Annotated in this window: 27 protein-coding genes; 17 read left to right on the top strand and 10 right to left on the bottom strand. The window is 56.6% G+C overall.

Annotated elements, in window-relative coordinates:
* The first annotated feature begins 3 nt into the window (after nucleotides 1–3).
* The 3 genes from J2Y91_RS14490 to J2Y91_RS14480 are packed head-to-tail and all read left to right on the top strand — an operon-like array spanning nucleotide 4 to nucleotide 2,144.
* The gene (locus tag J2Y91_RS14490; RefSeq protein ID WP_048916764.1) at nucleotides 4–741 is read left to right on the top strand and encodes an amino acid ABC transporter permease; all 738 of its coding nucleotides are present in this window, start codon (nucleotides 4–6) and stop codon (nucleotides 739–741) included.
* On the top strand, nucleotides 741–1,418 hold the full coding sequence (gltK, locus tag J2Y91_RS14485; protein ID WP_099753574.1) for a glutamate/aspartate ABC transporter permease GltK: 678 nt from the start codon (nucleotides 741–743) through the stop codon (nucleotides 1,416–1,418). The genes J2Y91_RS14490 and gltK overlap by 1 nt, the downstream gene beginning before the upstream one ends.
* The gene (locus tag J2Y91_RS14480; protein WP_048916766.1) at nucleotides 1,419–2,144 is read left to right on the top strand and encodes an amino acid ABC transporter ATP-binding protein; all 726 of its coding nucleotides are present in this window, start codon (nucleotides 1,419–1,421) and stop codon (nucleotides 2,142–2,144) included.
* Nucleotides 2,145–2,241: 97 nt separating this feature from the next.
* Here the strand turns inward: J2Y91_RS14480 and J2Y91_RS14475 are convergent, their stop codons facing one another.
* Nucleotides 2,242–2,724 (bottom strand): zinc ribbon-containing protein, encoded by a 483-nt coding sequence (locus tag J2Y91_RS14475; protein ID WP_048916767.1) that lies wholly within the window; start codon nucleotides 2,722–2,724, stop codon nucleotides 2,242–2,244.
* 215 nt (nucleotides 2,725–2,939) lie between these two features.
* Here J2Y91_RS14475 and leuS point away from each other — a divergent pair, with 215 nt between their 5' ends.
* The 13 genes from leuS to lipA all read left to right on the top strand — a co-directional run bounded on the left by leuS (nucleotide 2,940) and on the right by lipA (nucleotide 16,683).
* The gene (gene leuS / locus J2Y91_RS14470) at nucleotides 2,940–5,522 is read left to right on the top strand and encodes a leucine--tRNA ligase (RefSeq protein WP_133624179.1); all 2,583 of its coding nucleotides are present in this window, start codon (nucleotides 2,940–2,942) and stop codon (nucleotides 5,520–5,522) included.
* 14 nt (nucleotides 5,523–5,536) lie between these two features.
* Nucleotides 5,537–6,136: an LPS assembly lipoprotein LptE gene (lptE, locus tag J2Y91_RS14465; RefSeq protein WP_048916769.1), complete on the top strand. Its 600-nt coding sequence runs from the start codon at nucleotides 5,537–5,539 to the stop codon at nucleotides 6,134–6,136.
* Complete coding sequence (gene holA / locus J2Y91_RS14460; RefSeq protein WP_133624180.1) at nucleotides 6,133–7,164, top strand: DNA polymerase III subunit delta; 1,032 nt, start codon at nucleotides 6,133–6,135, stop codon at nucleotides 7,162–7,164. Before lptE ends, holA begins: the two co-directional genes overlap by 4 nt.
* Nucleotides 7,157–7,810 carry a nicotinate-nucleotide adenylyltransferase gene (gene nadD, locus J2Y91_RS14455; protein ID WP_133624181.1) on the top strand — a complete coding sequence of 218 codons (654 nt, stop codon included), beginning with the start codon at nucleotides 7,157–7,159 and terminating at the stop codon, nucleotides 7,808–7,810. The genes holA and nadD overlap by 8 nt, the downstream gene beginning before the upstream one ends.
* 257 nt (nucleotides 7,811–8,067) lie before the next feature.
* Nucleotides 8,068–8,385 carry a ribosome silencing factor gene (rsfS, locus tag J2Y91_RS14450; RefSeq protein WP_048916772.1) on the top strand — a complete coding sequence of 106 codons (318 nt, stop codon included), beginning with the start codon at nucleotides 8,068–8,070 and terminating at the stop codon, nucleotides 8,383–8,385.
* A 3-nt stretch (nucleotides 8,386–8,388) separates the two neighbouring features.
* The gene (gene rlmH / locus J2Y91_RS14445) at nucleotides 8,389–8,859 is read left to right on the top strand and encodes a 23S rRNA (pseudouridine(1915)-N(3))-methyltransferase RlmH (RefSeq protein WP_012442067.1); all 471 of its coding nucleotides are present in this window, start codon (nucleotides 8,389–8,391) and stop codon (nucleotides 8,857–8,859) included.
* A gap of 34 nt (nucleotides 8,860–8,893) precedes the next feature.
* A complete protein-coding gene (gene mrdA, locus J2Y91_RS14440; RefSeq protein WP_048916773.1) occupies nucleotides 8,894–10,798 on the top strand; it encodes a peptidoglycan DD-transpeptidase MrdA in 1,905 nt (634 codons plus the stop codon).
* 6 nt (nucleotides 10,799–10,804) lie between these two features.
* A complete protein-coding gene (gene mrdB / locus J2Y91_RS14435) occupies nucleotides 10,805–11,917 on the top strand; it encodes a peptidoglycan glycosyltransferase MrdB (RefSeq protein WP_048916774.1) in 1,113 nt (370 codons plus the stop codon).
* A gap of 13 nt (nucleotides 11,918–11,930) precedes the next feature.
* A complete protein-coding gene (gene rlpA, locus J2Y91_RS14430) occupies nucleotides 11,931–13,043 on the top strand; it encodes an endolytic peptidoglycan transglycosylase RlpA (RefSeq protein ID WP_133624182.1) in 1,113 nt (370 codons plus the stop codon).
* 107 nt (nucleotides 13,044–13,150) lie between these two features.
* Nucleotides 13,151–14,362, top strand: coding sequence for a D-alanyl-D-alanine carboxypeptidase DacA (gene dacA / locus J2Y91_RS14425; protein WP_133624183.1), 1,212 nt, complete (start codon nucleotides 13,151–13,153; stop codon nucleotides 14,360–14,362).
* Between the two features lie 152 nt (nucleotides 14,363–14,514).
* Complete coding sequence (ybeD, locus tag J2Y91_RS14420; protein ID WP_048916777.1) at nucleotides 14,515–14,778, top strand: DUF493 family protein YbeD; 264 nt, start codon at nucleotides 14,515–14,517, stop codon at nucleotides 14,776–14,778.
* Nucleotides 14,779–14,862: 84 nt separating this feature from the next.
* A complete protein-coding gene (lipB, locus tag J2Y91_RS14415; protein ID WP_133624184.1) occupies nucleotides 14,863–15,522 on the top strand; it encodes a lipoyl(octanoyl) transferase LipB in 660 nt (219 codons plus the stop codon).
* 195 nt (nucleotides 15,523–15,717) lie between these two features.
* A complete protein-coding gene (gene lipA / locus J2Y91_RS14410) occupies nucleotides 15,718–16,683 on the top strand; it encodes a lipoyl synthase (protein ID WP_133624185.1) in 966 nt (321 codons plus the stop codon).
* Between the two features lie 120 nt (nucleotides 16,684–16,803).
* Here lipA and tatE read toward each other — a convergent pair whose 3' ends face one another.
* From tatE to J2Y91_RS14380, 6 genes are all read right to left on the bottom strand, one after another.
* Entirely contained in the window at nucleotides 16,804–16,995 is a 192-nt protein-coding gene (tatE, locus tag J2Y91_RS14405) for a twin-arginine translocase subunit TatE (protein WP_048916781.1), read from the bottom strand.
* 117 nt (nucleotides 16,996–17,112) lie between these two features.
* A complete protein-coding gene (locus tag J2Y91_RS14400) occupies nucleotides 17,113–17,883 on the bottom strand; it encodes an amino acid ABC transporter ATP-binding protein (protein WP_062818351.1) in 771 nt (256 codons plus the stop codon).
* A complete protein-coding gene (locus J2Y91_RS14395) occupies nucleotides 17,880–18,833 on the bottom strand; it encodes an amino acid ABC transporter permease (RefSeq protein WP_062818352.1) in 954 nt (317 codons plus the stop codon). The genes J2Y91_RS14400 and J2Y91_RS14395 overlap by 4 nt, the downstream gene beginning before the upstream one ends.
* On the bottom strand, nucleotides 18,830–19,717 hold the full coding sequence (locus tag J2Y91_RS14390) for an ABC transporter substrate-binding protein (protein ID WP_048918784.1): 888 nt from the start codon (nucleotides 19,715–19,717) through the stop codon (nucleotides 18,830–18,832). The genes J2Y91_RS14395 and J2Y91_RS14390 overlap by 4 nt, the downstream gene beginning before the upstream one ends.
* A 2-nt stretch (nucleotides 19,718–19,719) precedes the next feature.
* Nucleotides 19,720–20,523, bottom strand: coding sequence for a deaminated glutathione amidase (locus J2Y91_RS14385; RefSeq protein ID WP_133624186.1), 804 nt, complete (start codon nucleotides 20,521–20,523; stop codon nucleotides 19,720–19,722).
* 2 nt (nucleotides 20,524–20,525) lie between these two features.
* Nucleotides 20,526–21,485: a PhnD/SsuA/transferrin family substrate-binding protein gene (locus J2Y91_RS14380; RefSeq protein ID WP_133624187.1), complete on the bottom strand. Its 960-nt coding sequence runs from the start codon at nucleotides 21,483–21,485 to the stop codon at nucleotides 20,526–20,528.
* Nucleotides 21,486–21,614: 129 nt separating this feature from the next.
* Between J2Y91_RS14380 and J2Y91_RS14375 the strand changes: the two genes are divergently transcribed.
* Complete coding sequence (locus J2Y91_RS14375) at nucleotides 21,615–22,973, top strand: aminotransferase class I/II-fold pyridoxal phosphate-dependent enzyme (RefSeq protein ID WP_133624188.1); 1,359 nt, start codon at nucleotides 21,615–21,617, stop codon at nucleotides 22,971–22,973.
* Here the strand turns inward: J2Y91_RS14375 and J2Y91_RS14370 are convergent.
* The 3 genes from J2Y91_RS14370 to pagP form a co-directional block, all read right to left on the bottom strand.
* The gene (locus J2Y91_RS14370; RefSeq protein ID WP_062818354.1) at nucleotides 22,957–23,382 is read right to left on the bottom strand and encodes a GNAT family N-acetyltransferase; all 426 of its coding nucleotides are present in this window, start codon (nucleotides 23,380–23,382) and stop codon (nucleotides 22,957–22,959) included. The two genes, J2Y91_RS14375 and J2Y91_RS14370, sit on opposite strands and share 17 nt — an antisense overlap.
* A gap of 382 nt (nucleotides 23,383–23,764) precedes the next feature.
* Nucleotides 23,765–23,974 carry a transcription antiterminator/RNA stability regulator CspE gene (cspE, locus tag J2Y91_RS14365; protein WP_004156612.1) on the bottom strand — a complete coding sequence of 70 codons (210 nt, stop codon included), beginning with the start codon at nucleotides 23,972–23,974 and terminating at the stop codon, nucleotides 23,765–23,767.
* Nucleotides 23,975–24,126: 152 nt separating this feature from the next.
* Nucleotides 24,127–24,696 carry a lipid IV(A) palmitoyltransferase PagP gene (pagP, locus tag J2Y91_RS14360; RefSeq protein WP_048916785.1) on the bottom strand — a complete coding sequence of 190 codons (570 nt, stop codon included), beginning with the start codon at nucleotides 24,694–24,696 and terminating at the stop codon, nucleotides 24,127–24,129.
* Between the last annotated feature and the right edge of the window lie 778 nt (nucleotides 24,697–25,474).

The following is a 25,474-nucleotide window of genomic DNA, read 5'->3' as shown; positions in this document are numbered from 1 at the left end:
TTTATGTCTATTGATTGGAACTGGGGAATATTCCTGCAGGAGGCCCCCTTCGGCAATACTACCTACCTCGGTTGGTTATGGTCTGGTTTCCAGGTCACCATTGCCGTCTCGGTCTGCGCCTGGATAATCGCCCTGCTGGTCGGTTCACTGTTCGGTATTTTACGTACCGTACCTAACCGCCTGCTCTCTTCACTCGGCACCTGTTACGTTGAACTGTTCCGTAACGTGCCGCTGATTGTGCAATTCTTTATCTGGTATCTGGTGGTGCCGGAGCTGCTGCCAGAAGGGATAGGCATGTGGTTTAAATCGGAGATCGATCCGAACATCCAGTTCTTTACCTGTTCCGTGCTATGCCTGGGCTTATTTACCGCCGCGCGCGTCTGCGAACAGGTACGTGCGGCGATCCAGTCGCTGCCTTCTGGACAGAAGAATGCCGGTCTGGCGATGGGCCTGACGCTGCCGCAAACCTATCGCTATGTTCTGTTACCGAATGCCTACCGCGTGATCGTGCCGCCGATGACCTCGGAGATGCTGAACCTGGTAAAAAACTCGGCTATCGCTTCGACGATTGGCCTGGTCGATATGGCCGCTCAGGCCGGGAAACTGCTGGACTACTCGGCACACGCCTATGAATCTTTCACTGCTATCACCCTCGCCTACATCGCAATTAACGCGGTGATCATGCTGCTGATGAGCCTGGTTGAACGCAAAGTCCGCCTGCCGGGCCAGGGAGGCAAATAATGTACCAATTTGACTGGAGCACCATCGTTCCTAACCTGCCCTACCTGTGGAATGGCATGGTCATCACGCTTAAGATCACCGTCACCGCGGTGGTCTTCGGCATTATCTGGGGCACGCTGCTGGCAGTAATGCGCCTGTCGACGTTTAAGCCGATCAGCTGGTTTGCCAAGATTTACGTCAATCTGTTCCGTTCTGTGCCGCTGGTGATGGTGCTGCTGTGGTTTTACCTGGTGGTGCCGAGTTTCCTGCAGCAGGTTCTGGGGCTGTCGCCGAAAACGGATATCCGCCTGATCTCAGCCATGGTGGCCTTCTCGCTGTTTGAAGCGGCCTACTATTCGGAAATAATCCGCGCCGGTATTTTGAGCATCGCCCGCGGTCAGGGCAACGCCGCGCTGGCGCTGGGCATGACCCAGTGGCAGTCCATGAAGCTGATTATCCTGCCGCAGGCGTTTCGCGCCATGGTGCCGCTGCTGCTGACGCAGGGCATCGTGCTGTTCCAGGATACCTCACTGGTGTATGTCTTAAGCCTTGCCGATTTCTTCCGTACCGCCGATACCATCGGGGTGAATAACGGTACCGAGATTGAAATGGTGCTGTTTGCCGGTGCGGTTTACTTTGTTATTAGCCTTAGCGCGTCGCTGTTGGTCAGCTATTTAAAGAAAAAAAGGACTGCTTAAATGATTACCCTGAAAAATGTTTCTAAGTGGTATGGTCACTTTCAGGTGCTGACCGACTGCTCAACCGAAGTGAAAAAAGGTGAAGTGGTGGTGGTTTGCGGTCCTTCCGGTTCCGGTAAATCCACGCTGATCAAAACCGTGAACGGCCTTGAGCCGGTGCAGAAGGGGTTGATCGAAGTTAATGGCACCCCGGTCAACAATAAGAAAACTAACCTGGCGCAGCTGCGCTCAAAAGTCGGGATGGTGTTCCAGCACTTTGAACTGTTTCCGCACCTGTCGATTGTTGAAAATCTGACGCTGGCGCAGGTAAAAGTTCTGAAGCGTAATAAAGAAGAAGCGCGTCAAAAGGGTCTGAAGCTGCTGGAGCGTGTCGGGCTGGGCGCACATGCCAACAAGTTCCCTGGCCAGCTCTCCGGGGGGCAGCAGCAGCGCGTGGCGATTGCCCGCGCGCTCTGTATGGATCCCATCGCCATGCTGTTCGATGAACCGACCTCGGCACTAGATCCGGAGATGATCAATGAAGTGCTGGACGTTATGGTCGAACTGGCTAACGAAGGCATGACGATGATGGTGGTGACGCACGAGATGGGCTTTGCGCGTAAGGTGGCGAACCGCGTCATCTTTATGGATGAAGGCAAGATTGTTGAAGACTCACCGAAAGATGAGTTCTTTAACAATCCGCAGTCGGAGCGTGCTAAAGACTTCCTCGCGAAGATCCTGCATTAAACCTGCCTGAGGGCTGACCGAAATAGAGGGTCAGCCCCTACTGGTCAAGTGTATGTAGGGGCGGACCGCAGTTTTTGGTCCGCCCGTAATAAAGGTATTACGGTTCAAACGGCTGACGCACGAAGTGATCGTGGCCGCACTCCGGGCAGCGGGTCAGTACCTCAGGGGTGTAGATCGCCCGGGTAAACTGGCAGGTCTCACACACCAGATTGCCTAACCCCACGACTTCGCCACTCTGATACACGCCATGATGGTTGAGGTCCTGGAATACTTCACGCCACTCCAGCTGACTTTTGTCGGTAATATCCGCCAGCTCCTTCCAGATGCTTTGCCGGATCACGCGCATAAACACGCTGTCGCCCAGCTCCTGCTGATTTTCGGCATAGCTGCGGGCAAACTCTTCCAGATCGCGGCGTACGGCGCGGCTCACGTCATCAATTTCACTGCGCGTTAACTCTCCACGATTATTCATCCGCTGGCGCGCACTCTCAACCAGCGCATCGATATCGCGTTCTCCGCGTTCCAGACGCGTTGTCAGTGAAGATACCAGCTCACGATAATACTGAGCGACCTTGTTCATAGACTCTCCTTATTGATAACGAAAGCGTTTCCTCTCATTCTAGCGCCTGCTGAAAATTTACCGTGTTTCAGCGATAAATTTTGCCGCCGCGCTTCCAGCTTGCAGAGAAATGCCCACCATCAGGACGCTTACTGTTGTTGCCACAGTTGCTTATCAGCTATGCTATGCGGATCTGAACGAACACAAAAAATCGATACAAAGGACCACTGGCTACTATGCAAGAGCAATACCGCCCGGAAGAGATAGAATCCCACGTCCAGCAGCACTGGGATAAGAAGCAAACGTTCAAAGTGACCGAAGAGGAAGGTAAAGAGAAGTATTACTGCCTCTCCATGCTGCCCTATCCTTCTGGCCGCCTACACATGGGCCACGTGCGCAACTATACGATTGGTGACGTGATCTCCCGTTACCAGCGCATGCTGGGTAAAAACGTGCTGCAGCCAATCGGCTGGGATGCCTTCGGCCTGCCTGCTGAAGGCGCCGCGGTGAAAAACAAAACCGCACCGGCTCCGTGGACCTACTCCAACATCGACTACATGAAAAACCAGCTGAAACTGCTGGGCTTTGGCTATGACTGGAACCGCGAACTCGCCACCTGCCAGCCAGAGTATTACCGCTGGGAACAGTGGTTCTTCACCAAGCTGTATGAAAAAGGCCTGGTCTACAAAAAGACCTCGGCGGTGAACTGGTGCCCGCACGACATGACCGTGCTGGCTAACGAGCAGGTTATTGACGGCTGCTGCTGGCGCTGCGACACCAAGGTTGAACGCAAAGAGATCCCACAGTGGTTTGTCAAAATCACCGACTATGCCGACGAACTGCTGAATGACCTCGACAAGCTGGAAAGCTGGCCTGAGCAGGTTAAAACCATGCAGCGCAACTGGATTGGCCGCTCCGAAGGGGTGGAAATCGAGTTCAGCGTTATCGACAGCGCAGAGAAGCTGAGCGTCTACACCACGCGCCCGGACACCTTTATGGGTGTGACCTACCTGGCCGTCGCTGCGGGCCACCCGCTGGCCGCTCAGGCGTCCGCAACCAACCCGGCGCTGGCTGACTTCATCGCCGAGTGCCGGAACACCAAGGTGGCCGAAGCTGAAATGGCGACCATGGAGAAGAAAGGCATGGCGACCGGCCTGTTTGCTGAACATCCACTGACCGGTGAGAAATTGCCGGTGTGGGTAGCAAACTTTGTGCTGATGGAATACGGCACCGGTGCCGTAATGGCCGTACCTGGCCACGACCAGCGCGACTGGGAATTCGCCACCAAGTATGACCTGGCCATCAAGCCGGTGATCCTTGCCGCTGACGGCAGCGCGCCAGACCTGAGCGAAGCCGCGATGACCGAAAAAGGCACGCTGTTTAACTCCGGTGAGTTTGACGGTCTGTCCTATGAAGACGGTTTCAACGCCATTGCCAACAAACTGGCCGACAAAGGGGTTGGCGAGCGTAAGGTAAACTACCGCCTGCGCGACTGGGGTGTCTCCCGTCAGCGTTACTGGGGTGCGCCAATTCCAATGGTGACGCTGGAAGATGGCACCGTGATGCCAACGCCTGAAGACCAGCTGCCGGTGATCCTGCCGGAAGATGTGGTGATGGATGGCATTACCAGCCCAATTAAAGCCGACCCCGAGTGGGCGAAAACCACCGTCAACGGTCAGCCTGCGCTGCGCGAAACCGATACCTTTGATACCTTTATGGAGTCTTCCTGGTACTACGCACGCTACACCTGCCCGGACTATGACAAAGGCATGCTGGACCCGGCGGCCGCTAACTACTGGCTGCCGGTCGATCAGTATGTGGGGGGCATTGAGCACGCCATCATGCACCTGCTCTACTTCCGCTTCTTCCACAAGCTGCTGCGTGATGCCGGGCTGGTAAACTCTGACGAGCCGGCTAAACGCCTGCTGTGCCAGGGTATGGTGCTGGCAGATGCCTTCTACTACAGCGGTGCCAACGGCGAACGTAACTGGGTTTCTCCGGTTGACGTCACCGTTGAGCGCGATGAAAAAGGCCGTATTACTAAAGCAACAGACGAAGCAGGCCACGAGCTGGTTTATGCCGGCATGAGCAAAATGTCGAAGTCAAAAAATAATGGCATCGACCCGCAGGTGATGGTGGAGCGCTACGGTGCTGACACCGTGCGTCTGTTCATGATGTTCGCTTCCCCGGCGGAAATGACGCTGGAGTGGCAGGAGTCCGGTGTGGAGGGGGCCAACCGCTTCCTGAAGCGCGTCTGGAAACTGGCCTTTGAGCACACCGCAAAAGGTGCAACCGTCGCGCTAGACGTTGATGCGCTGGACGACGCTCAGAAATCCCTGCGTCGCGATCTGCATAAAACCATTAACAAAGTGTCCGATGATATCGGCCGCCGTCAGACCTTCAACACTGCGATTGCCGCGATTATGGAGCTGATGAACAAACTTGCCCGTGCCCCGCAGGAGAGCGAGCAGGATCGTGCGCTGATGCAGGAAGCGCTGCTGGCCGTGGTACGCATGCTCAACCCGTTCACTCCGCACGCCAGCTTCGTGCTGTGGCAGTCGCTGGGTGGCGAGGGCGACATCGACAACGCACCGTGGCCGCAGGCAGACGAAGCGGCAATGGTCGAAGATTCACTGCTGGTTGTGGTACAGGTTAACGGCAAGGTGCGCGGGAAGATTACCGTCGCAGCTGACGCTAACCAGGAACAGGTGCAGGCTCGCGCTGCGCAGGAGCATCTGGTGGCCAAATATCTTGATGGCGTCACCATTCGTAAAGTGATTTACGTACCGGGCAAGCTGCTTAACCTGGTCGTGGGCTGATGTCAGGAGGAATTGTGCGACATCCGATAGTCTCGTTATTACTCGGCATGGCGGTGTTGATCACCGCCGGTTGTGGCTACCATCTGCGCGGCACCACCTCGGTGCCGCCGGAGATGAAAACGCTGGTTCTTGATACCGCTGACCCGTATGGCCCGCTGACGCGTGCCGTGCGCGAACAGCTGCGTCTGAACAACGTCACCATCCTCGATAACGCGGCGGAGCGCACCGATGTGCCTTCACTGCGTCTACAGGGTGAGAGGAGCGGCCGCGATACCGCCTCGATCTTCCAGGACGGTAAAACCGCCGAGTACTCGATGGTGATGACCGTGAGCGCCTCGGTGCTGGTGCCGAATAAGGGCATCTATCCGATCAGCGCCACCGTCTACCGTTCATTCTTCGATAACCCGCTGGCCGCGCTGGCAAAAGACTCCGAGCAGCAGATCATTGTGAATGAGATGCGTACTCAGGCGGTTGAGCAGCTGGTGCGTAAGCTGCTGACGGTGCATGCGGCGGAAAAGAACCCGGCCATTAACACGCTCGACAGCACGCCTTCAGCGGTGGATAACCTGCCGGGTGCTGCCAACAGCGTGTCGGACAGCTCTTACACACGATGATCAGGATTTACCCTGAGCAACTGGGCGTGCAACTCCGAGAGGGGCTGCGCGCCTGTTATCTGTTAAGCGGTAATGAACCGCTGCTGCTGCAGGAAGCGCAGGATGAAATCCGCGCCGCCGCCCAGCAGCAGGGATTTACTGAACATTTCAGCGTAGTGCTGGAAGCGGGAACCGACTGGCAGGATATATTTGCCACCTGCCAGGAGCTCAGCCTGTTTGCCAGCCGCCAGACGTTACTGCTTATTTTGCCGGAAAACGGCCCAAATGCCGCCATGAGCGAACAGCTGCTCATGCTCTCCACGCTGCTGCACAGCGATATCCTGCTGGTGCTGCGCGCCAGTAAACTCACCAAAGCTCAGGAAAACAGCGCCTGGTTTAAGGCGCTGAGCGCCCACGGTGTGCTGGTTCCCTGCCAGACGCCGGAACAGGCGCAGCTACCGCGCTGGGTCGCGGCCCGCGCTAAAAAACAGCAGCTGACGCTGGATGATGCCGCCAATCAGCTGCTGTGCTACTGCTATGAAGGCAATCTGCTGGCCTTGTCTCAGGCACTGGAACGGCTGGCTCTGCTGTGGCCGGACGGGAAACTGACGCTGCCGCGCGTTGAGCAGGCGGTCAATGATGCCGCGCACTTCACGCCGTTCCACTGGGTTGATGCCCTGCTGGCCGGGAAAAGTAAGCGCGCACTGCACATCCTGCGCCAGATGCGTTCAGAAGAGAGTGAACCGGTGATCCTGCTGCGCACCCTGCAGCGCGATCTGCTGCTGCTGGTGACGCTGCAGCGCCAGATGGCCAGCACGCCGCTGCGCACGCTGTTTGACCAGCACCGGGTATGGCAGAACCGCCGCACGCTGTTTAGCGATGCGCTGCAGCGCCTGAGCAGCGCGCAGCTGGGCCAGGCCGTGCGCGCACTGACGCACATCGAACTGACGCTGAAGCAGGATTACGGCCAGTCGGTTTGGGCGGAGCTGGAGACGCTGGCGCTGGTGCTGTGCCACCCGGCTTTCCCGCCGAGTTTCTGTGATGTGTGACACCATTAAACTGCACGCGCTGCTCGGCGGCACGTTTGACCCGATCCACTACGGTCACCTGCAGCCGGCTGAAGCGCTGGCCGCACAGGTCGGGTTGCAAAAAGTCACGCTGATGCCAAACAACGTGCCGCCGCATCGCCCGCAGCCGGAGGCCACGCCCGCACAGCGCGTGGAAATGGTCAGGCTGGCGATTGCCGGGAACCCGCTGTTCGAGCTGGACCTGCGTGAAATGCAGCGCAGCACCCCCTCTTACACCCTCGAAACGCTGGAACAGCTGCGCGCCGAGCGCGGGGCGCGCCAGCCGCTGGCCTTTATCATCGGTCAGGATTCCCTGCTAACCTTACATAAGTGGCACCGCTGGCAGGCGCTGCTGTCATTCTGTCATCTGCTGGTCTGTCAGCGTCCGGGCTATCGCAGCGAGATGGAAACGCCGGAGCTGCAACGGTGGCTGGACCAGCATCTGACGCGCGACGCGCTGCTCCTGCAACAAACGCCCGCCGGTAAGGTGTTTCTCGCCGACACTCCGCTGGTCGACATTTCGGCTACCGAAATCCGCACGCGTCGTCATCAGGGCAAGTCAGATAGCGACCTGTTACCCCCGGCCGTCAGCGATTACATCGATCGCGAAGGTTTATACACAAAATAATTCGAATTGCAGGCAGGCGGCAAACAAGCGAGTCCCGATGAGCTTACTCAAGTAAGTGATTCGGGTGAGCGCGAGCAGCCAACGCACCTGCGGATCGAAGTAGGACGTGTATATCGCAACCCGCCACAGCGTGATATACTTCGCCGCTAATTTTTCGGGGCATTCGCCCGGCTAAAACATCATGTTACGGTTGTCGACAGCGCTTTACGCGTGAATATGCGATAACCCTTCAGACTTAAATCCCAAGGGGGAACCTTTTGCAAGGTCAAGCACTCCAAGACTTCGTCATTGATAAATGTGACGATTTAAAAGCTCAGGACATTGTCGCTATCGACGTTCAGGGCAAATCAAGCATCACCAGCTATATGGTGATTTGCACCGGCACCTCAACCCGCCATCTGGTTTCCATCGCTGAACACGTGGTTCAGGAAGCGAAGCAGATCGGTCTGGATGCTTTTCGCGTTAACAGCCGTGCGCCAAGTGACTGGGTGGTTGTTGACCTCGGTGAAGTGATCCTTCACGTCATGGAAGCAGACAGCCGTCAGCTGTACGAACTGGAAAAGCTCTGGAGTTAAGCCGTGAAGCTGCAACTGGTCGCCGTTGGCACCAAAATGCCGGACTGGGTTCAAACGGGTTTTATGGAATATCTGCGTCGGTTTCCGAAAGATATGCCATTCGAGCTGACTGAGGTCCCGGCCGGAAAGCGCGGCAAGAATGCCGATATCAAACGCATTCTGGAAAAAGAAGGCGAAATGATGCTGGCAGCCACCGGTAAGGGCAACCGCATCGTCACGCTGGATATACCCGGCCAGCCGTGGGAAACCCCACAGCTCGCCAGTCAACTGGAACGCTGGAAGCAGGATGGCCGCGATGTCAGCCTGTTGATTGGCGGACCGGAAGGCCTGTCACCCGCCTGCAAGGCCGCGGCGGAACAAAGCTGGTCACTCTCAGCGCTGACCCTGCCCCATCCGCTGGTTCGCGTGTTGGTTGCAGAGAGTTTGTATCGTGCATGGAGCATTACTGCGAATCATCCTTATCATCGTGAGTAACGGATAAGGCTAACCGGACAGACAAAAGCAGCGGATGAAATTACAACGTAACTCCTTTCGTGACTATACCGCCGAGCAGACGCTGTTTGTTCGTCGGGCGCTAATCGCATTTTTTGGCATTTTGCTGCTTTCCGGTGTGCTGGTGGCGAACCTTTACCACCTGCAAATTACCCGCTTTGACGACTACAGCACGCGCTCCAATGAGAACCGCATCAAACTGGTTCCGGTCGCGCCCAGCCGTGGCATTATCTTCGACCGTAATGGCGTCCCCCTGGCGCTTAACCGCACCATTTACCAGCTCGAGCTGGTGCCTGAAAAAGTCGATAACCTGCAGCAAGTCCTGCAGGAGCTGAAGCCTATCGTCGATCTGACCGATGAAGATATTGAAGCATTTGAAAAAGAGCGCAAACGCTCGCGTCGCTTTACCTCTATTGCGGTGAAAACCAGCCTGAATGACGTTCAGGTAGCGCGTTTTGCCGTCAATCAGTACCGTTTCCCCGGCGTTGAAGTCAAAGGCTATCAGCGCCGCTACTACCCTTACGGCTCCGCCCTGACCCACGTGCTCGGCTACGTGTCGAAAATTAACGACCGCGACGTTGAGCGCCTGGATAAAGAGGGCAAGTGGCCCAACTATGCTGCCACCCACGACATCGGCAAGCTGGGTATTGAGCGCTATTACGAAGATGTACTGCACGGCAAAACGGGGTATGAAGAGGTCGAAGTGAACAACCGCGGCCGCGTTATTCGCCAGCTGCACGAGCAGTCTCCGCAGGCCGGGCGCGATATCTACCTGACGATTGACCTTAAGCTCCAGCAGTATATTGAGACGCTGCTGGCGGGCAGTCGTGCCGCCGTAGTGGTCAGCGATCCGCGTAACGGTGAATTACTAGCGATGGTCTCCATGCCCAGCTATGACCCGAACCTGTTTGTCGACGGTATCTCCAGCAAGGACTATAACCGCCTGCTGCATGATGAAAACCGCCCGTTGATTAACCGCGCGACACAGGGCGCCTACCCTCCAGCGTCCACGGTGAAACCGTATATTGCGGTGTCCGCCCTGACCGCCGGCGTCATCACCCGCAACACCAGCCTGTTTGACCCGGGCTGGTGGCAGCTGCCCGGGTCCGAAAAACGTTTCCGCGACTGGAAACGCTGGGGCCACGGCCGCCTGAACGTCACCAAATCGCTGGAAGAGTCCGCGGATACCTTCTTCTATCAGGTTGCCTATGATATGGGCATCGACCGGCTCGGCGAGTGGATGAGTAAATTCGGCTACGGCCATCTTTCCGGTATCGATCTGATCGAAGAGACCGCCGGCAACATGCCCACCCGTGACTGGAAGATGAAGCGCTTCAAGAAACCCTGGTATCAGGGGGACACCATACCGGTGGGTATCGGCCAGGGGTACTGGACCGCCACGCCGGTACAGATGAACAAAGCGTTGATGATCCTGATTAACGATGGCGTGATTAAAACTCCGCATCTGATGATGGACGCCATGCAGGGCAGCACTAAAGTGCCATGGCGTCAGCCGCCGGAGGCCCCGGTCGCAGACGTCCACTCCGGCTACTGGGAAATTGCCAAAGACGGCATGTATGGCGTGGCGAACCGTCCAAACGGTACTGCGCGTAAGAGCTTTGCGGACGCTTCCTATAAAATCGCCGCCAAGTCAGGTACCGCACAGGTATTTGGCCTGAAAGCGAATGAAACCTATAACGCCCACAAGCTGACGGAACGCCTGCGCGACCACAAGCTGATGACGGCCTTTGCGCCTTACGATCATCCCCGCGTGGCCGTCACTATCATCCTTGAGAACGGCGGCGCAGGTCCGGCCGTCGGGACTATCATGCGCCAGATCCTCGACCACATTATTCTTGGCGATAACAATACTAACCTGCCTGACGCTGCGCCAACGCCGCCAGGCTACGAAGGTGAATAACCGGTTATGAATGATAGCCATCAGAAAAGGACAATCTGGACGCGTATCCATATTGATCCGACATTTTGCCTGATCATCGCCGCGCTGCTGATTTACAGCGCGCTGGTGATGTGGAGTGCCAGCGGCCAGGATCCGGGCATGATGGAGCGCAAGCTCGGTCAGATTGCCATGGGAGTGGTCGTGATGCTGGTGATGGCGCAAATCCCGCCGCGCGTATATGAAGGCTGGGCGCCCTACCTCTATATAATCTGCGTGATCTTGCTGATCGCGGTGGACGCCTTCGGGCAGATCAGTAAAGGGGCACAGCGCTGGCTGGACCTCGGCGTGGTGCGCTTCCAGCCCTCGGAGATTGCCAAAATCGCCGTACCGCTGATGGTGGCACGCTTTATTAACCGCGATGTCTGCCCGCCGACCTTGAAAAACACCGCCATCGCGCTGGTGCTGATCTTTATGCCAACCCTGCTGGTAGCGGCACAGCCGGATCTCGGTACTGCAATATTGATCGCTGCCTCCGGGCTGTTCGTGCTGTTCCTCTCCGGCATGAGCTGGAAGCTGATCGCCATTGCAGTGCTGCTGGTGGCGGCATTTATTCCGGTGCTGTGGTTCTTCCTGATGCACGACTATCAGCGCGACCGCGTGATGATGCTGCTCGACCCGGAAAGCGACCCACTCGGCGCGGGCTACCATATTATCCAGTCGAAAATCGCCATCGGCTCAGGCGGGCTGCGCGGTAAGGGCTGGCTGCATGGAACCCAGTCACAGCTTGAGTTCTTGCCCGAACGCCATACCGACTTTATTTTTGCGGTACTGGCCGAAGAATTAGGATTAGTCGGGGTACTGATTCTGCTGATACTCTACGTGCTGCTGATCATGCGTGGCCTGACGATGGCTGCACGTGCGCAGACCACCTTTGGTCGCGTGATGGCCGGTGGATTAATGCTGATCTTCTTTGTCTATGTTTTTGTTAACATTGGCATGGTAAGCGGTATATTGCCGGTGGTAGGCGTGCCGTTACCGTTAGTCAGCTATGGCGGCTCCGCACTGATCGTCCTGATGGCCGGGTTTGGCATCATAATGTCGATTCACACCCACCGAAAACTGTTGTCGAAGAGCGTTTAAGAGGCATAAACACATGCGTAAGGATTGGCTTTGGGTTGCCCTGGCATCAGCACTGCTGGCAGCCTGTACTACAGACAACGACCAGCAGGCGCCGGTCACGCAGCAGCAGGCCGCCTATAACGGCCCGGTGGTGGAGATTGGCGGTGCAGAGCCGCGTTATGAACCGTTTAATCCCGGCACCCTGCAGGATTACTCGGTTAACGGCAAAAGCTACACGGTAGTGAAAGACCCGTCGAATTTTAGCCAAACCGGTCTGGCTGCGTCGTATGGCGAAGAGATGGGCACCAATCGTACCGCCACGGGTGAAGAGTTTGACCCCAATGCCATGACGGCGGCACACCCGACGCTGCCGCTGCCAAGCTACGTGCGCGTCACGAATCTGGCCAACGGCCGCATGATCGTAGTACGCGTCAACGATCGTGGTCCCTACACGCCTGGCCGTATTATTGACCTGTCGCGTGCCGCCGCAGATCGCCTGAATACCTCGAACAACACCAAAGTGCGCGTTGACTTCATCAGCGTCGCGCCGGACGGTAGCCTTTCCGGCCCCGGCACCATCGGGACCACGGTCGCTAAGCAGAGCTATGCCCTGCCTTCACGCCCGGATATCGGTGGCGGCATGACCATGGGCGCAGGCGCTGCCGTTATGAGCAACTCGCAGCCGCAGCAATACAACAGCCCGCAGCCGCAGGAAGTGCAGCAGCAGCAGTCGCGCCCGGTGGATAACAGCACCCTGAATAGCGAAGACAATATGGGCGCGCCAGTGCGCAGCAGTGGCTTCCTCGGTGCCGCACAGCCATTGCAAAACGGCGTGCTGGAAGGCAGCGAACCGGTTGCCGCCCCTGCTGCAGTGGCCGCTCCGGCCGCAGCAGCGGCTGCTGCCCCAGCTGCCAGCGCCTCCGGCACCTACGTGGTGCAGGTCGGCGCGCTGAGCGACGGCACCCGCGCCCGCGCGCTCGCCAGCAGCCTCGGCAAGCAGTTCGGCGTCCCCGGCTCTGTCGATAGCCGCAACAATGTTTATCGCGTGCAGCTGGGCCAATTCAGCTCGCGTTCGCAGGCCGCCGCTTTGCAGCAGCGACTGGCGAATGAAGCCCAGCAGCAATCGTTTATTACCGTCGCACCTTAAGCAGGTAAATCCCCCCTTTCCCGCCTGAATTAGGCGGGTTGTGGCTGGATGATTTTGCTATAGTGAGTCACTTTTTTAACTTAGCCCATGGATGTTGTAGTCCTTACATGAACACTTTGAACCCATCCCGATTACTGAAACGCCTGACGACAGGCACCCTGATCGCGCTCAGCCTCAACGCTGTCGCTCTTGCCGATGACGTCAACATCAAAACCATGATCCCCGGCGTGCCGGACATTGACGCTGAAGCCTATGTTCTGATCGACTACAACTCAGGTAAGGTACTGGCAGAGAAGAATTCCGACGCGCGTCGCGACCCGGCCAGCCTGACCAAAATGATGACCAGTTACGTTATCGGTCAGGCGGTGAAAGCGGGCAAAATCCATCAGGATGATATCGTCACCGTGGGCAAAGATGCCTGGGCAACCGGTAACCCGGTATTCAAAGGCTCTTCTCTGATGTTCCTGAAGCCAGGCGACCGCGTGCCGGTTTCCCAGCTGACGCGCGGTATCGTGCTGCAGTCCGGTAATGACGCCTGCGTGGCGATGGCCGACTATGTGGCCGGCAGCCAGGACGCCTTCGTCGGGCTGATGAACAACTATGTGAAAGCGCTGGGCCTGCAGAATACTCACTTCCAGACCGTGCACGGTCTCGATGCCGAAGGCCAGTACAGCTCGGCGCGCGACATGGCGCTGATTGGCCGTGCGCTGATCCGCGACGTGCCGGATGAGTACGCGGTTTACCATGAAAAAGAGTTCACCTTTAACAATATCCGCCAGATGAACCGTAACGGCCTGCTGTGGGATACCAGCCTGAACGTTGACGGCATTAAAACCGGGCATACTGATGCGGCGGGTTACAACCTGGTGGCCTCCGCGACAGAAGGCCAGATGCGCCTGATCTCTGCGGTAATGGGCGGTCATACCTACAAAGGGCGTGAAACAGAAAGTAAAAAACTGCTGACCTGGGGCTTCCGTTTCTTTGAAACCGTTGCGCCACTGAAGGCCGGTAAAGAGTTTGCTTCTGAGCCGGTGTGGTTCGGTAACAGCGATCGCGTACAGCTGGGCGTCGAGAAAGATGTCTATCTGACGATTCCACGCGGCCGTATGAAAGACCTGAAAGCCAGCTACACCCTGAGCAATACTGAACTGCACGCGCCGCTGAAGAAAAATCAGGTGGTAGGCAGCATCAACTTCCAGCTGGATGGCAAAACCATTGAACAGCACCCTCTGGTGGTTCTGAACGATATGCCGGAAGGCGGTTTCTTCGGCCGCATCGTTGACTACATTAAGCTGATGTTCCATCACTGGTTTGGTTGATCCCCGCTGTGATTAAGGGTCGATCGCCGTGCACCAGACGGGCCGAGCGCCGATCGGCTCCTACTTGAAATCTTCCTGAAATATCCCCATATTGTTAGTATCTGTGAACTCCCGCTACGGCGGGAGTCCTTATTTGTGTCACCGGAGTCAATATGAAAACCAACCTTAAAGAACTGCTCGAATTCCCCACCTCTTTTACCTATAAAGTGATGGGGCTGGCGCAGCCAGAGCTGGTCGATCAAGTGGTTGAAGTGGTGCAGCGCCATGCGCCGGGTGACTACTCACCGGACGTGAAGCCCAGCAGTAAAGGCAACTACCATTCGGTGTCGATCACCATCACCGCAACGCATATCGAGCAGGTCGAAACCCTGTATGAAGAATTAGGCAAAATCGAAATTGTTCGCATGGTGCTGTAATTCCTGAATGCTGGTGAGGGCATGGTTCTTGCCCTGCACCAGCGTTATACTACTCCCCCTGTTTTGCCAACCGGACCCTTCGCTTTGCCTCCAGAAACTCTGATCGTTCGCCAGCTTGGCCTGCAGCCATGGGCACCCGTTTCCCTCGCTATGCATCAGTTCACTGACCAGCGCGATGATGCGACGCCGGATGAGATCTGGCTGGTCGAGCATCACCCGATATTTACCCAGGGTCAGGCGGGAAAAAGCGAGCACCTGTTAATGCCTGGCGACATTCCAGTCGTGCAGAGCGATCGCGGTGGCCAGGTGACCTATCATGGCCCCGGTCAGCAGGTGATGTACGTGATGGTGAATCTGAAGCGGCGTAAAGTTGGCGTGCGCCAGCTGGTCACCGCCATCGAACAGACGGTGGTGGAGACGCTGGCACAGCTCGGCGTTAGCGCCAGCGCGCGCGCGGATGCCCCCGGGGTCTACGTTGACGGCAAAAAAATCTGTTCGCTTGGTCTGCGCATTCGCAACGGCTGCTCTTTCCATGGCCTGGCGCTCAACGTGGCGATGGATCTCACCCCGTTCCTGCGCATCAACCCCTGCGGTTATGCCGGGCTGGAAATGACCCAGCTGTCGCAGCTTAAGCCGACGGTGCAAATGGCTGATGTAAAGCCGTTGCTGATTGAGAATTTTGCCCGCCAGCTGGCAATTACTGACATTCAGTGGAGCAATAGCGCAGAACTCCCGCTAACATAGCGGATAAAATGGCGATTGATTTACAATTCTGTAACGCTTCTCGCACTGCCAGTGCTGAATCTGCCGCGCGGAGATGATATAATTTTTTGCGCTTTATCAAAAAAAGTTGAAAGTCACCAACTCATTGAGTGTTCGCGGTAATGCAGATTCGGCAACGAATTGACTACCGTAATCCAACCTGGAACCTGCAAGATTATGAGTAAACCGATCGTGATGGAACGCGGTGTCAAATACCGCGATGCAGACAAAATGGCGTTGATCCCGGTGAAAACCGTGGTGACCGAGCATACGGAAGTGTTACGTAAGCCGGAATGGATGAAAATCAAACTCCCCGCCGATTCCAGCCGTATTCAGGGCATCAAAGCCGCGATGCGCAAAAATGGTCTGCACTCCGTTTGCGAAGAGGCTTCCTGCCCTAACCTTGCCGAGTGTTTCAACCACGGTACCGCGACCTTTATGATCCTCGGGGCTATCTGTACCCGCCGCTGCCCATTCTGCGATGTGGCACACGGCCGCCCAACCCTGCCAGATGCTAACGAGCCGGGTAAACTGGCGCAGACTATCGCCGATATGGCGCTGCGCTACGTGGTGATCACTTCCGTTGACCGCGACGATCTGCGCGACGGCGGTGCTCAGCACTTTGCCGACTGCATTACCGCCATCCGCGAGAAAAGCCCCACGATTAAGATCGAAACGCTGGTGCCGGACTTCCGTGGCCGTATGGATCGCGCCCTGGACATTCTGGTTGCCACTCCGCCAGACGTGTTCAACCATAATCTTGAGAACGTGCCGCGCGTTTACCGCCAGGTTCGCCCGGGTGCTAACTACGACTGGTCGCTGAAGCTGCTGGAACGCTTTAAAGAAGCGCATCCGCACATTCCAACCAAGTCCGGCCTGATGGTCGGTCTGGGTGAAACCAACGCCGAAATCGTTGAAGTAATGCGCGACCTGCGTCGCCACGGTGTGACCATGCTGACGCTGGGGCAGTATCTGCAACCAAGCCGTCACCACCTGCCGGTACAGCGCTACGTTAGCCCGGCTGAGTTTGATGAAATGAAAGAAGCCGCAATGGAAATGGGCTTCACCCACGCGGCCTGCGGCCCGTTTGTGCGCTCTTCTTATCATGCCGATATGCAGGCGAAAGGATTAGAGGTCAAATAAGCCTGAAGGGGTCAGGCATGCCTGACCCGGTTTAAAACGGGAGGGGCATGCCCCTCCCCTACGATTCAGGCATAAAAAAACGGATGACCCAGTCATCCGTTTTTTTATGCCTGAACAACATCACTCTTTAGGAGCAATCTTCTCGGCGGGCTTTGCTTCAGCCGCAGCAGCATTATCGTCATTCATGGCCTTCTTGAAGCCCTTAATCGCTGAGCCCAAATCGCCACCCAGGGTACGCAATTTCTTAGTGCCGAATAACAGTACGATTAATGCGCCGACGATCAGCAGTTTGGCGAGACTGATACCTTCCATACTTACCTTCTTCTATTTACCTGACCGTCATCACGGCCTTTAACCGACCTGTATTAACGCGCTGAACGTGCGGGAATACAACTGCAATCTGTAACAGAATATGCAGCGGCGATCTTATCAGATAAAACGGCTAAGAAAAGCCTGGGTGCGCGGATGCTGCGGGTTGACCAGCACGGCTTCCGGCGGCCCCTGCTCCACCACATGTCCACCGTCCATAAACACCACCCGGTCAGCCGCTTCACGCGCAAAGCCAATTTCATGCGTTACCACCACCATGGTCAGCCCGCCATCGGCCAGCGTGCGCATCGTGGCCAGCACCTCACCGACCAGCTCCGGGTCCAGTGCCGAGGTCGGCTCATCAAACAGTATCAGTTTCGGTTTAATTGCCAGCGCCCGGGCAATCGCCACGCGCTGCTGCTGCCCCCCTGAAAGATGGCGCGGCCAGGCATCGGCCTTATCGCTTAAGCCAACGGTCGCCAGCAGCTCACGCGCCTCACTCATCGCTTCTGCCCGCGGGCGCTTGTGCACACCGACCGGCGCTTCAATAATATTTTGCAGCACCGTCATATGCGGATAGAGATTGAACTGCTGAAACACCATGCCGATCTCCTGGCGCTGGCGGGCAATACGCTTTGGCGACAGGCGATGCAGCAGCCCCTTTTTCAGCTCAAAGCCAACCTGCTGTTCGCCGATCATAATCGAGCCGGCGTTAAGCTCTTCAAGATGATTAATGCAGCGCAGGAAGGTCGACTTACCGGAGCCGGAAGGGCCGAGGATCACCACCACTTCCCCCGGCAGCACGTCGAGGTCGATCCCCTTCAGCACCTGATTATCGCCGTAACTTTTTTGTACGTTGCGCGCCCGTACCAGCGGTTCAGCTCTGCTCATCGTTCTTCCTTCTGGACCAGGGGACGTACTGCCATCGCTGGCGGGTGCTTTTTACTGCTGGCAACCACCCGGCGCGTACCGCGAGCGTAGTAGCGCTCAATCGCCGACTGGCCGACGTTCAGCACCGAGGTGATCAGCAGATACCAGATCACCGCCACCATCAGCATCGGGATAATTTCAAAGGTGCGGTTGTATACCGCCTGCACCGAGTACAGCAGGTCACCCATCGCGATGACGCTAACCAGAGACGTCGCTTTAATCATGCTGATCAGCTGATTGCCGGTCGGTGGAATAATGGCGCGCATCGCCTGCGGAATAATGATGCGCCGCAGCGCCCGCGCCCGGCTCATGCCGAAGGCCTGGGTGGTCTCAACCTGGCCGTTATCCACCGACTGCAGCCCGGCACGAATGATCTCCGCCATATACGCGGCTTCGTTTAACGCCAGCCCGGCAATCGCCGCGGTCAGCGGGGTGATCACATCGTTGGTATTCCAGCTCGCCAGTATCGGCCCACCAAACGGCACCGCCAGCGAGATCTGCGGAAACAGCGTCGAGAGGTTGTACCAAAATATCAGCTGCACCAGCAGCGGCGTGCCGCGAAAGAACCAGATGTACAGACCGGCCAGGCCGCTCATCAGGCGATTATCGGACAGGCGCGCCACCGCCAGCAGCAGGCCAATCGCCACGCCAAGCAGCATGGAGACCACGGTCAGACCGAGCGTCACTTTCAGCCCGGTCAGCACCGACCCCTCCATAAACCACTGGTACACCACGTTCCACTCGAAATTAGGATTGGTGGCGATTATCCAGAGAAAATTCACCGCGACCGCCAGCACCAGCAGCCAGCCGAGCAGTCGTCCGTAGCGGGGAGCGCTGAGAGCCGAGGCCACATCGCGTCGCTGTGCGTCTGTCCGATCCCTGGTTGAAGATTGCGTGGCGGGCTGGGTCATTTTGCTGCCCCCTGCGCAAGGTTACGTCCCGGCGCGCTGATAATGTTGCCGCTCAGCTGCCATTTTTTCATGATCGCTGCATAAGTCCCGTTGGCGAACAGCACTTTATAGGCGTCAAGCACCACTTCCCCGAGCGGAGAGTCTTTCGGCACCACGGTGCCCTGGAAAATATCGCCAAAACCATTTTTCTGGCCGGTGCCGGTCAACTCCAGCTGCCCTTCCGCCTTCTGCACAAAATAGACCAGCGGCGCCTGAGAGGAGAAGAACGCATCGGAACGTTTTGAGCGCACCGCCAGAATCGACGATGGCTGGTCGGTGAACGACTGCACGGTCACCGCCGGTTTGCCTGCGGTGGTACAAACGGTCGACTGCTTGCGGATCACCTGCTCAGCTGAACCGCCCGCCATCACCGCAATGCGCTTTCCGCAGGTATCTTCCAGCCCGTTGATGTGAGCCGGGTTGCCTTTCTGTACGGCAAACACCACGAACTCCTGTACAAAATCGATAAAGTCATTTTTCTGCTGACGGTCCGGATAGTCGCCAACCGGGCCGATTGCCAGCTGGTAGCGGCCGGATTTTATTCCGGCCAGCAGGCCAGGCAGACCGCTGACGGTGGCGTGCTCAATTTTCACCCCCAGCAGCTGTGCCAGCGCTTCGGTGAGGTCGGCTGAAGCACCGGTCATCGACGTTGGGCCTTCCACTATTTCATACGGCGGGAAGGAGCCGTTGTTTACCGAGGTCATCTTTCCGGCGCTCTTCACCGCGTCCGGCAGGCGATCGTGCAGCGCCGGGTCCATCTTCTGCACCGGAATAGCTTCAGCCGCGTGGCTGGCCGCGCTCAGCGTGGTCAGCATCAGCGCCAGTGCAATAGCGTGTTTATTCATGGTCATTGCGCCTCCCCGGCGTCAAGTTCTGGGCGGGCAAAACGGCGATTAGCCAGCACGGGCAAGGCACGGCGCACATCCTGAATACGCTGTGGATCAAGGTCAGCAAACACCAGCGCAGGGCCTTCTGCGGCCCTGGCAATCGCCACGCCGAGCGGATCAACCACCAGACTGTTGCCAATATTACGTGGACCACACTCGCCGACCGCCACCACGTAGCAGGTATTTTCCAGCGCACGCGCCGTCACCAGCACTTCCCAATGCATCTCCTTCAGCGGGCCTTTTACCCAGGCCGCAGGCAGCACCAGCAGGTCCGCACCGTCCAGCACCAGGCGGCGCGCCAGCTCCGGGAAGCGGATGTCATAACAGGTCATCAGCCCGACCTTCATGCCGTCAACCTCCACCAGCGGCGGCACCTCGTTACCGGCGGTCACATTGCGCGACTCCTGCATCGCAAAGGCGTCGTACAGGTGCAGCTTGTCGTAGCGGGCGATAATCTCGCCATTGCGCATCGCCACCAGCACGTTCAGCGCACGGCCGTCTGGAGTAGGTACGTGTACCGTCATCATGGTGGTCAGGGTATTTTCCCGGCTTGCCGCCAGCATCTGAGTGAGAAACGGCCCGTCGAGCGGCTGCGCGGCTTTCAGTACCAGATCCGGATCGGTGATATCACGCGCCAGCACCCCTTCCGGCAGCACCAGCAGACTTGCCCCCTGCTGCTGCGCCTGAGCCATTAAACCGATGCAGATATCGGCGTTTTCCTGCCACTCGCGGCTGACCGCGAACTGTCCTAATGCCACTTTCATCGTTATGCTCCTGGGGTCATTGCCGGAAACAGTGCTTGCGCAGTCAGGCGTTCAGCCGTCAGCCCCTGAGCAAACAGCTCCAGGCAGAAATCGTTGATCATCTTCTTATTAGCCTGGAAGCCGTTGGCATTCCAGCCGGCAGGTAAATCCTGCGCGGTGCGCCGCAAATCGTCGAGCAGCCACGGGGTCGTGTCGGCATACTTCTCGCGCTTCTGCTGCCAGACGCGGGCAGATTCATCAATCAGGGCGCTGAGTTCGCTGGCGATACCCGGGTGGCGCTCTTCCAGCCCGCCTTTCAGCGCCAGCAGATGAATGCCGGGGATATAACCGCAGCGCTGAAAGTACTCCAGCTCGGCCTGGCGAAAGTCGGTTTGTAGCTGACGTAACCCGGAATCCGGCAGGAAAAAGCCCTCCGGCATAAAAGGCGTAAACACCGCATCCAGCTCACCGGCGCGCAGCAGGTCGATCAGCGGGTGTTCTCCCGGCGCGGCCTCTATCCGGCCAGGGCGACCAAAACCATTCAGGCGATCGACGATCGGATGGTCACCCGTCAGGCGGCCGACAAACCAGTAAGCGTCATCGATTTCGACTCCGGCTTCACGCAGCAGCGTGCGCGTCCAGGTGTTGCCCGAATCCTGCCAGCCGGTGAGACCGATTTTCCTGCCTTTCAGCTGGTCCAGGGAGGTCAGCGGGCTGTCAGCGGTGGTGATAATGCAGCGCTGGCGGAAACCGCGCATCAGGAAATGGGGCACCGCCAGCAGGCTGAAATCCCCGCGCGCACGGGCCTGAGCAAAGCGACTGAAAGAGACTTCGGCCGCGTCGTACTGCTCGCTGTTTGCCAGATCGCCGACCAGCGTCGCAACGCGATGCACCTCCAGCTTAAATCCCTGAGGGCGAATATCCCCCAGCGCCAGCGGCGTAAAATAGTCCCAGTCGCGTACCGCCAGCCTGATGGTCACCATGTGCAATCTCTCCGGTTTAGCGCAGCCCTGCCGCGTTCAAAAAAACACCAATACCTGCTTGAATTTGATACTAGATCGATAATATTATCTGTACAATGTTTTCTTTGTTACTGAACAAATGGATTTCTTATGACCACGCTGCTGGATGTGAACTGGTTGAGTGCCCGCATTGAAGAGGCTTCAGTGAAAGGGATCACCGCGACGACTGCGCGGCTGATCCGCGAAGGTGAGATCCCGATTGGCACCCAGCTGCCGGCGGTGCGCGATCTGGCAGAGAAGCTCGGCGTCAGTCCGGCGACGGTCTCCGCCGCATGGGGAGAGTTAAAGCGCCATAAGGTCATTGCCGGTAAGGGCCGTAGCGGGGTGTGGGTATGTGGCGATCAGGTCACGCCACGCCCGGTGCGCTTTGAAAAAATTGGTCACTACGGCAGCCAGATCAAAGCCGATCTGGCGATGGCTTCCCCCGACCCTGACCTGCTTCCCGATCTCAGATGCGCCATACAGCAGGGGATCCTGGCGCCCAATCTCAACAGCTATCAGCGCGAGGCGATCGCCCCGGCCCTGCTGGCCGCCGTGCAGGGCGACTGGCCTTTTGTCGCCGAAGCTTTTCTGGCAACCGACGGGGGCTATGATGCGATGAACTGCATTATGCAGACGCTGTTTTCACCCGGCGATAAAGTGGTGATCGAAGATCCGACTGCCACGCGCCTGTTGGATATGCTGGATAATATCGGGGCGGAAGTTCTGCCGCTGGCCTGCGATGAGCAGGGGCCGCTGCCCGGCCCGCTAAGCCTGCTGCTGCGCCAGCGCCCGGTCGCCATTATTTACCAGCCGCGCACCCACTCCGCCACCGGCCATACGCTCAGCGAAGCGCGCAGCAGTGAGCTGGCAGCGGTGCTGAGCGGCACAACGCCGTGGATTGTTGAAGATGACGGTATCGGCGCACTGTCAGCGCATCCGCTGTGGAGCCTGGGGCGTTTCTTCCCCGAGCGCACGCTGCACGTGCGTTCATTCTCTAAAGCGTATGGTCCCGATCTGCGGCTTGGCGTGCTTTCGGGGCCGGAAGCGCTGGTGAAGCGCATTCGGTCATGGCGCAACTTCGGTGCCAGCTGGACCAGCCGCATTCTGCAGCAGAGCGTAGCATGGATGCTGGCTGACGAGGGGGTTCAAAAGAGTATCGCGCAGGCGCGTGAAGTGTATCGTCAGCGGCGGCAGCGCCTGCTCTCCGCCCTGAACCTGCGCGGCGTGGCGCTGCCGGATCGGGATGGGTTAAGTATTTATCTGCCGGTGCAGTCGGAGCAGTTTGCGATGATCACCCTGGCCGCCAGGGGCATTGCCGTGCTGCCAGGGGAGCGCTGCCGCAGCGGCAGCGGGCAGTTTGTGCGCGTCAGTACCTCCATGCTGCCTGAACATCTGGTAGACGAAGTTGCCGACGCGCTGCTGATCGCCAGCGGTCGCGAGCCGGGGGCGATCAGGTCAGATCTTTGATGTGATAGCGCGGGGACTCTTCATAACCCTCGCGCGCATAAAAAGCATTGGCCTTTTCACGGCGCTGGTGACAGTGGACTTCCATACGGTCACAGCCGCGCTCGGCGGCCAGCCGTTCAGCGTGCTGCAACAGCTGCTGCCCGGCCCCTTTGCTACGCTCTCCTTCGGCAATGCAGAAGTAGCTGATGCGCGCAAAATCTCCGGCCAGCGCCAGCTGTGGGATAAAATGCAGCGAGAGGAACCCCAGCACCGTATTACCCTGCTCGGCCATTAACAGCCTCTCTGTATCATCCGCCATCAGTTGGGCAAGACGCCGTTCAATGAACGGCGCGGTATCGGCATATCCCAGTTCCGCTAACAGAGCGCTGAGGGCAAATGCATCTCTCGATTCAGCCAGACGAATATTCATTACTCATTCTCCGAAGTCAGCCAGCAGCAAAGGTTAGCAGTCAACATCTCTGCTTATGTTTATAGCCTTAGCGCAGCGATCCCTGCAAGGAGACAGATCACACGGTAATGTTACAGAAGCTGATTAATGTAAGATTTAGCTTACTCATTAACGATGAGGGCGAGCGTTAATGTTTCCTTAATACTGTTTCGGCACACTGGTTATCATTCAGCCATCCGAGGGGATAATGATGAACTGGCTTCCGCGCAGTAAAAACGAACTACTTGCCTTCACTCTGGCCTGTGCCGCAACGCTCGTCTGGCTGGTACAGTATCTCAGCTAGCGATCTGCAGGCGAAAAAAAACCCGCCTTCAGGCGGGTTTTAAGAATTCTGTCTGATAACTTAAATAGCGGCAACGTTAGCAGCAGATGGGCCTTTGGCGCCGTTGGTGATTTCGAACTCTACGCGCTGACCTTCTGCCAGAGTTTTGAAACCGTTGCTCTGGATGGCAGAGAAGTGAACGAACACATCTTTGCTACCATCTTCAGGAGTAATGAAACCGAATCCCTTGGACTCATTAAACCACTTAACGCTACCTTTGATCTTAGACATCTATATTACCTTTACATGAAAAATGGACACTAAACTGTGTCGAGGGTTAGTACAGCAATTGCGAAGGCTTTTGTCCAGTAGCCGACGACGAAAAAGTGATAAATATCGACTTTTTTTTACCCTATGTCATTTTGATGACAGGCCTGGCGCCATCAAAACTGCCAGCGCAGCCAGGCGAAATAGACGTTACCGTTATTGTAAGTACCCGGAATATAAGTCATCTGGAAAGTTGCTGGTCCATATCCCACCGAGGCTAATGGCAGCACTAATGGGATGGGAATATAGTTCCAGTTGTCACGCATCGTCACCCCGGCGGTATAACCAAGGCCAAGATGAAAATCGCGATCGTTCAGTGGTCGCCAGGTTTTCTCCCAGCCATAGCCACCAATCGGCTCCCACTTATTGAAGGAGTCTTTAAACGCCATCAGATAGATGCCGTTCCAGTTACCCTTTTCATCATAATGGGAGATCCCGCCCCCGGCACCCCACGGACGTTCGTTGTACTTATCCGTTTTCTCTTTGTCATAAGTCCAGCGGTTATGCCATGTGATAGCCGGGACATAGAGATCGACCGTCTGCGGGTCGTTCCACGTTTCGCTGACGTTATCACTAAATGCCTGCCAGGTATCAGAAATGCCATCTACCAGAGTCGCGGCCTGTGCAGCCTGAAGCCCTACCCCGGCGACCAGCGCGGAAAGGGATATAATCGTTTTGATTTTCATACTAAATTTCACAGCTCCCTGGATGGCGCTATCTTACGGCATCCTGAAAAGGTCAAAAAATGTCGACCGAAAATAATCAATGCTTGTGGAAATGATTATATCAAACTCACCTAAACACTCCATTAATCACTAACTTATTAAGAGATTGATGAAAATGAATTTTTATTCACTCAGCGAGCAAAACTATTGATATGGTTGAATAAAAAAGAATCTGCCCGCAGAGTTATAACGCCAGGAATTTTCGCAATTATCAGGAAACATATTCCGATTATCACGCCAGTACTAGCTTAGCTCTGTCTTTACACTTTGTTTTAAGCATTATGTAAACAAAATTGACTGAAATCATCAAAAGGCCATCACAGTTGATAACTTTTATCATTTAACAATCTATAATGTCGAGAAAAATCAGTTTAAATTATTTAATTCAATGAGTTATGCATTTAAGGGATTTTACTAAATCAATTAATTTTATTTATAGATCTCTGCGTTTTTTTTGATAAGATAATTCTTACCAACCACGGGACTGGGAACGGTGAGGTGTCAATAATGCTAAGGTGTGGCAGATGCGGGTGTCGTAAGTTTATTTTTACTACCGCCGGCGATGAATTCGATAAACCCCACGGCGCTATCTGCGCGCTTTGTCACAAGCAGCTAAACGCGCGAGATATACGTATCAATTTTAGGGAAATTTCTTCAACCTGGCCGGCCACCTACGGTGATGACACACCTGTCTACCGTCATCCTGATAAAACCTGAAAATTTTCTCACCCCGTAGCGG

The organism is Erwinia aphidicola, assembly GCF_024169515.1.
In the GTDB taxonomy this organism is placed as follows: Bacteria; Pseudomonadota; Gammaproteobacteria; order Enterobacterales; family Enterobacteriaceae; genus Erwinia; species Erwinia aphidicola.
The sequence above is the reverse complement of the archived record's forward strand: the minus strand, read 5'-3'. Positions and strand labels throughout refer to the sequence as shown.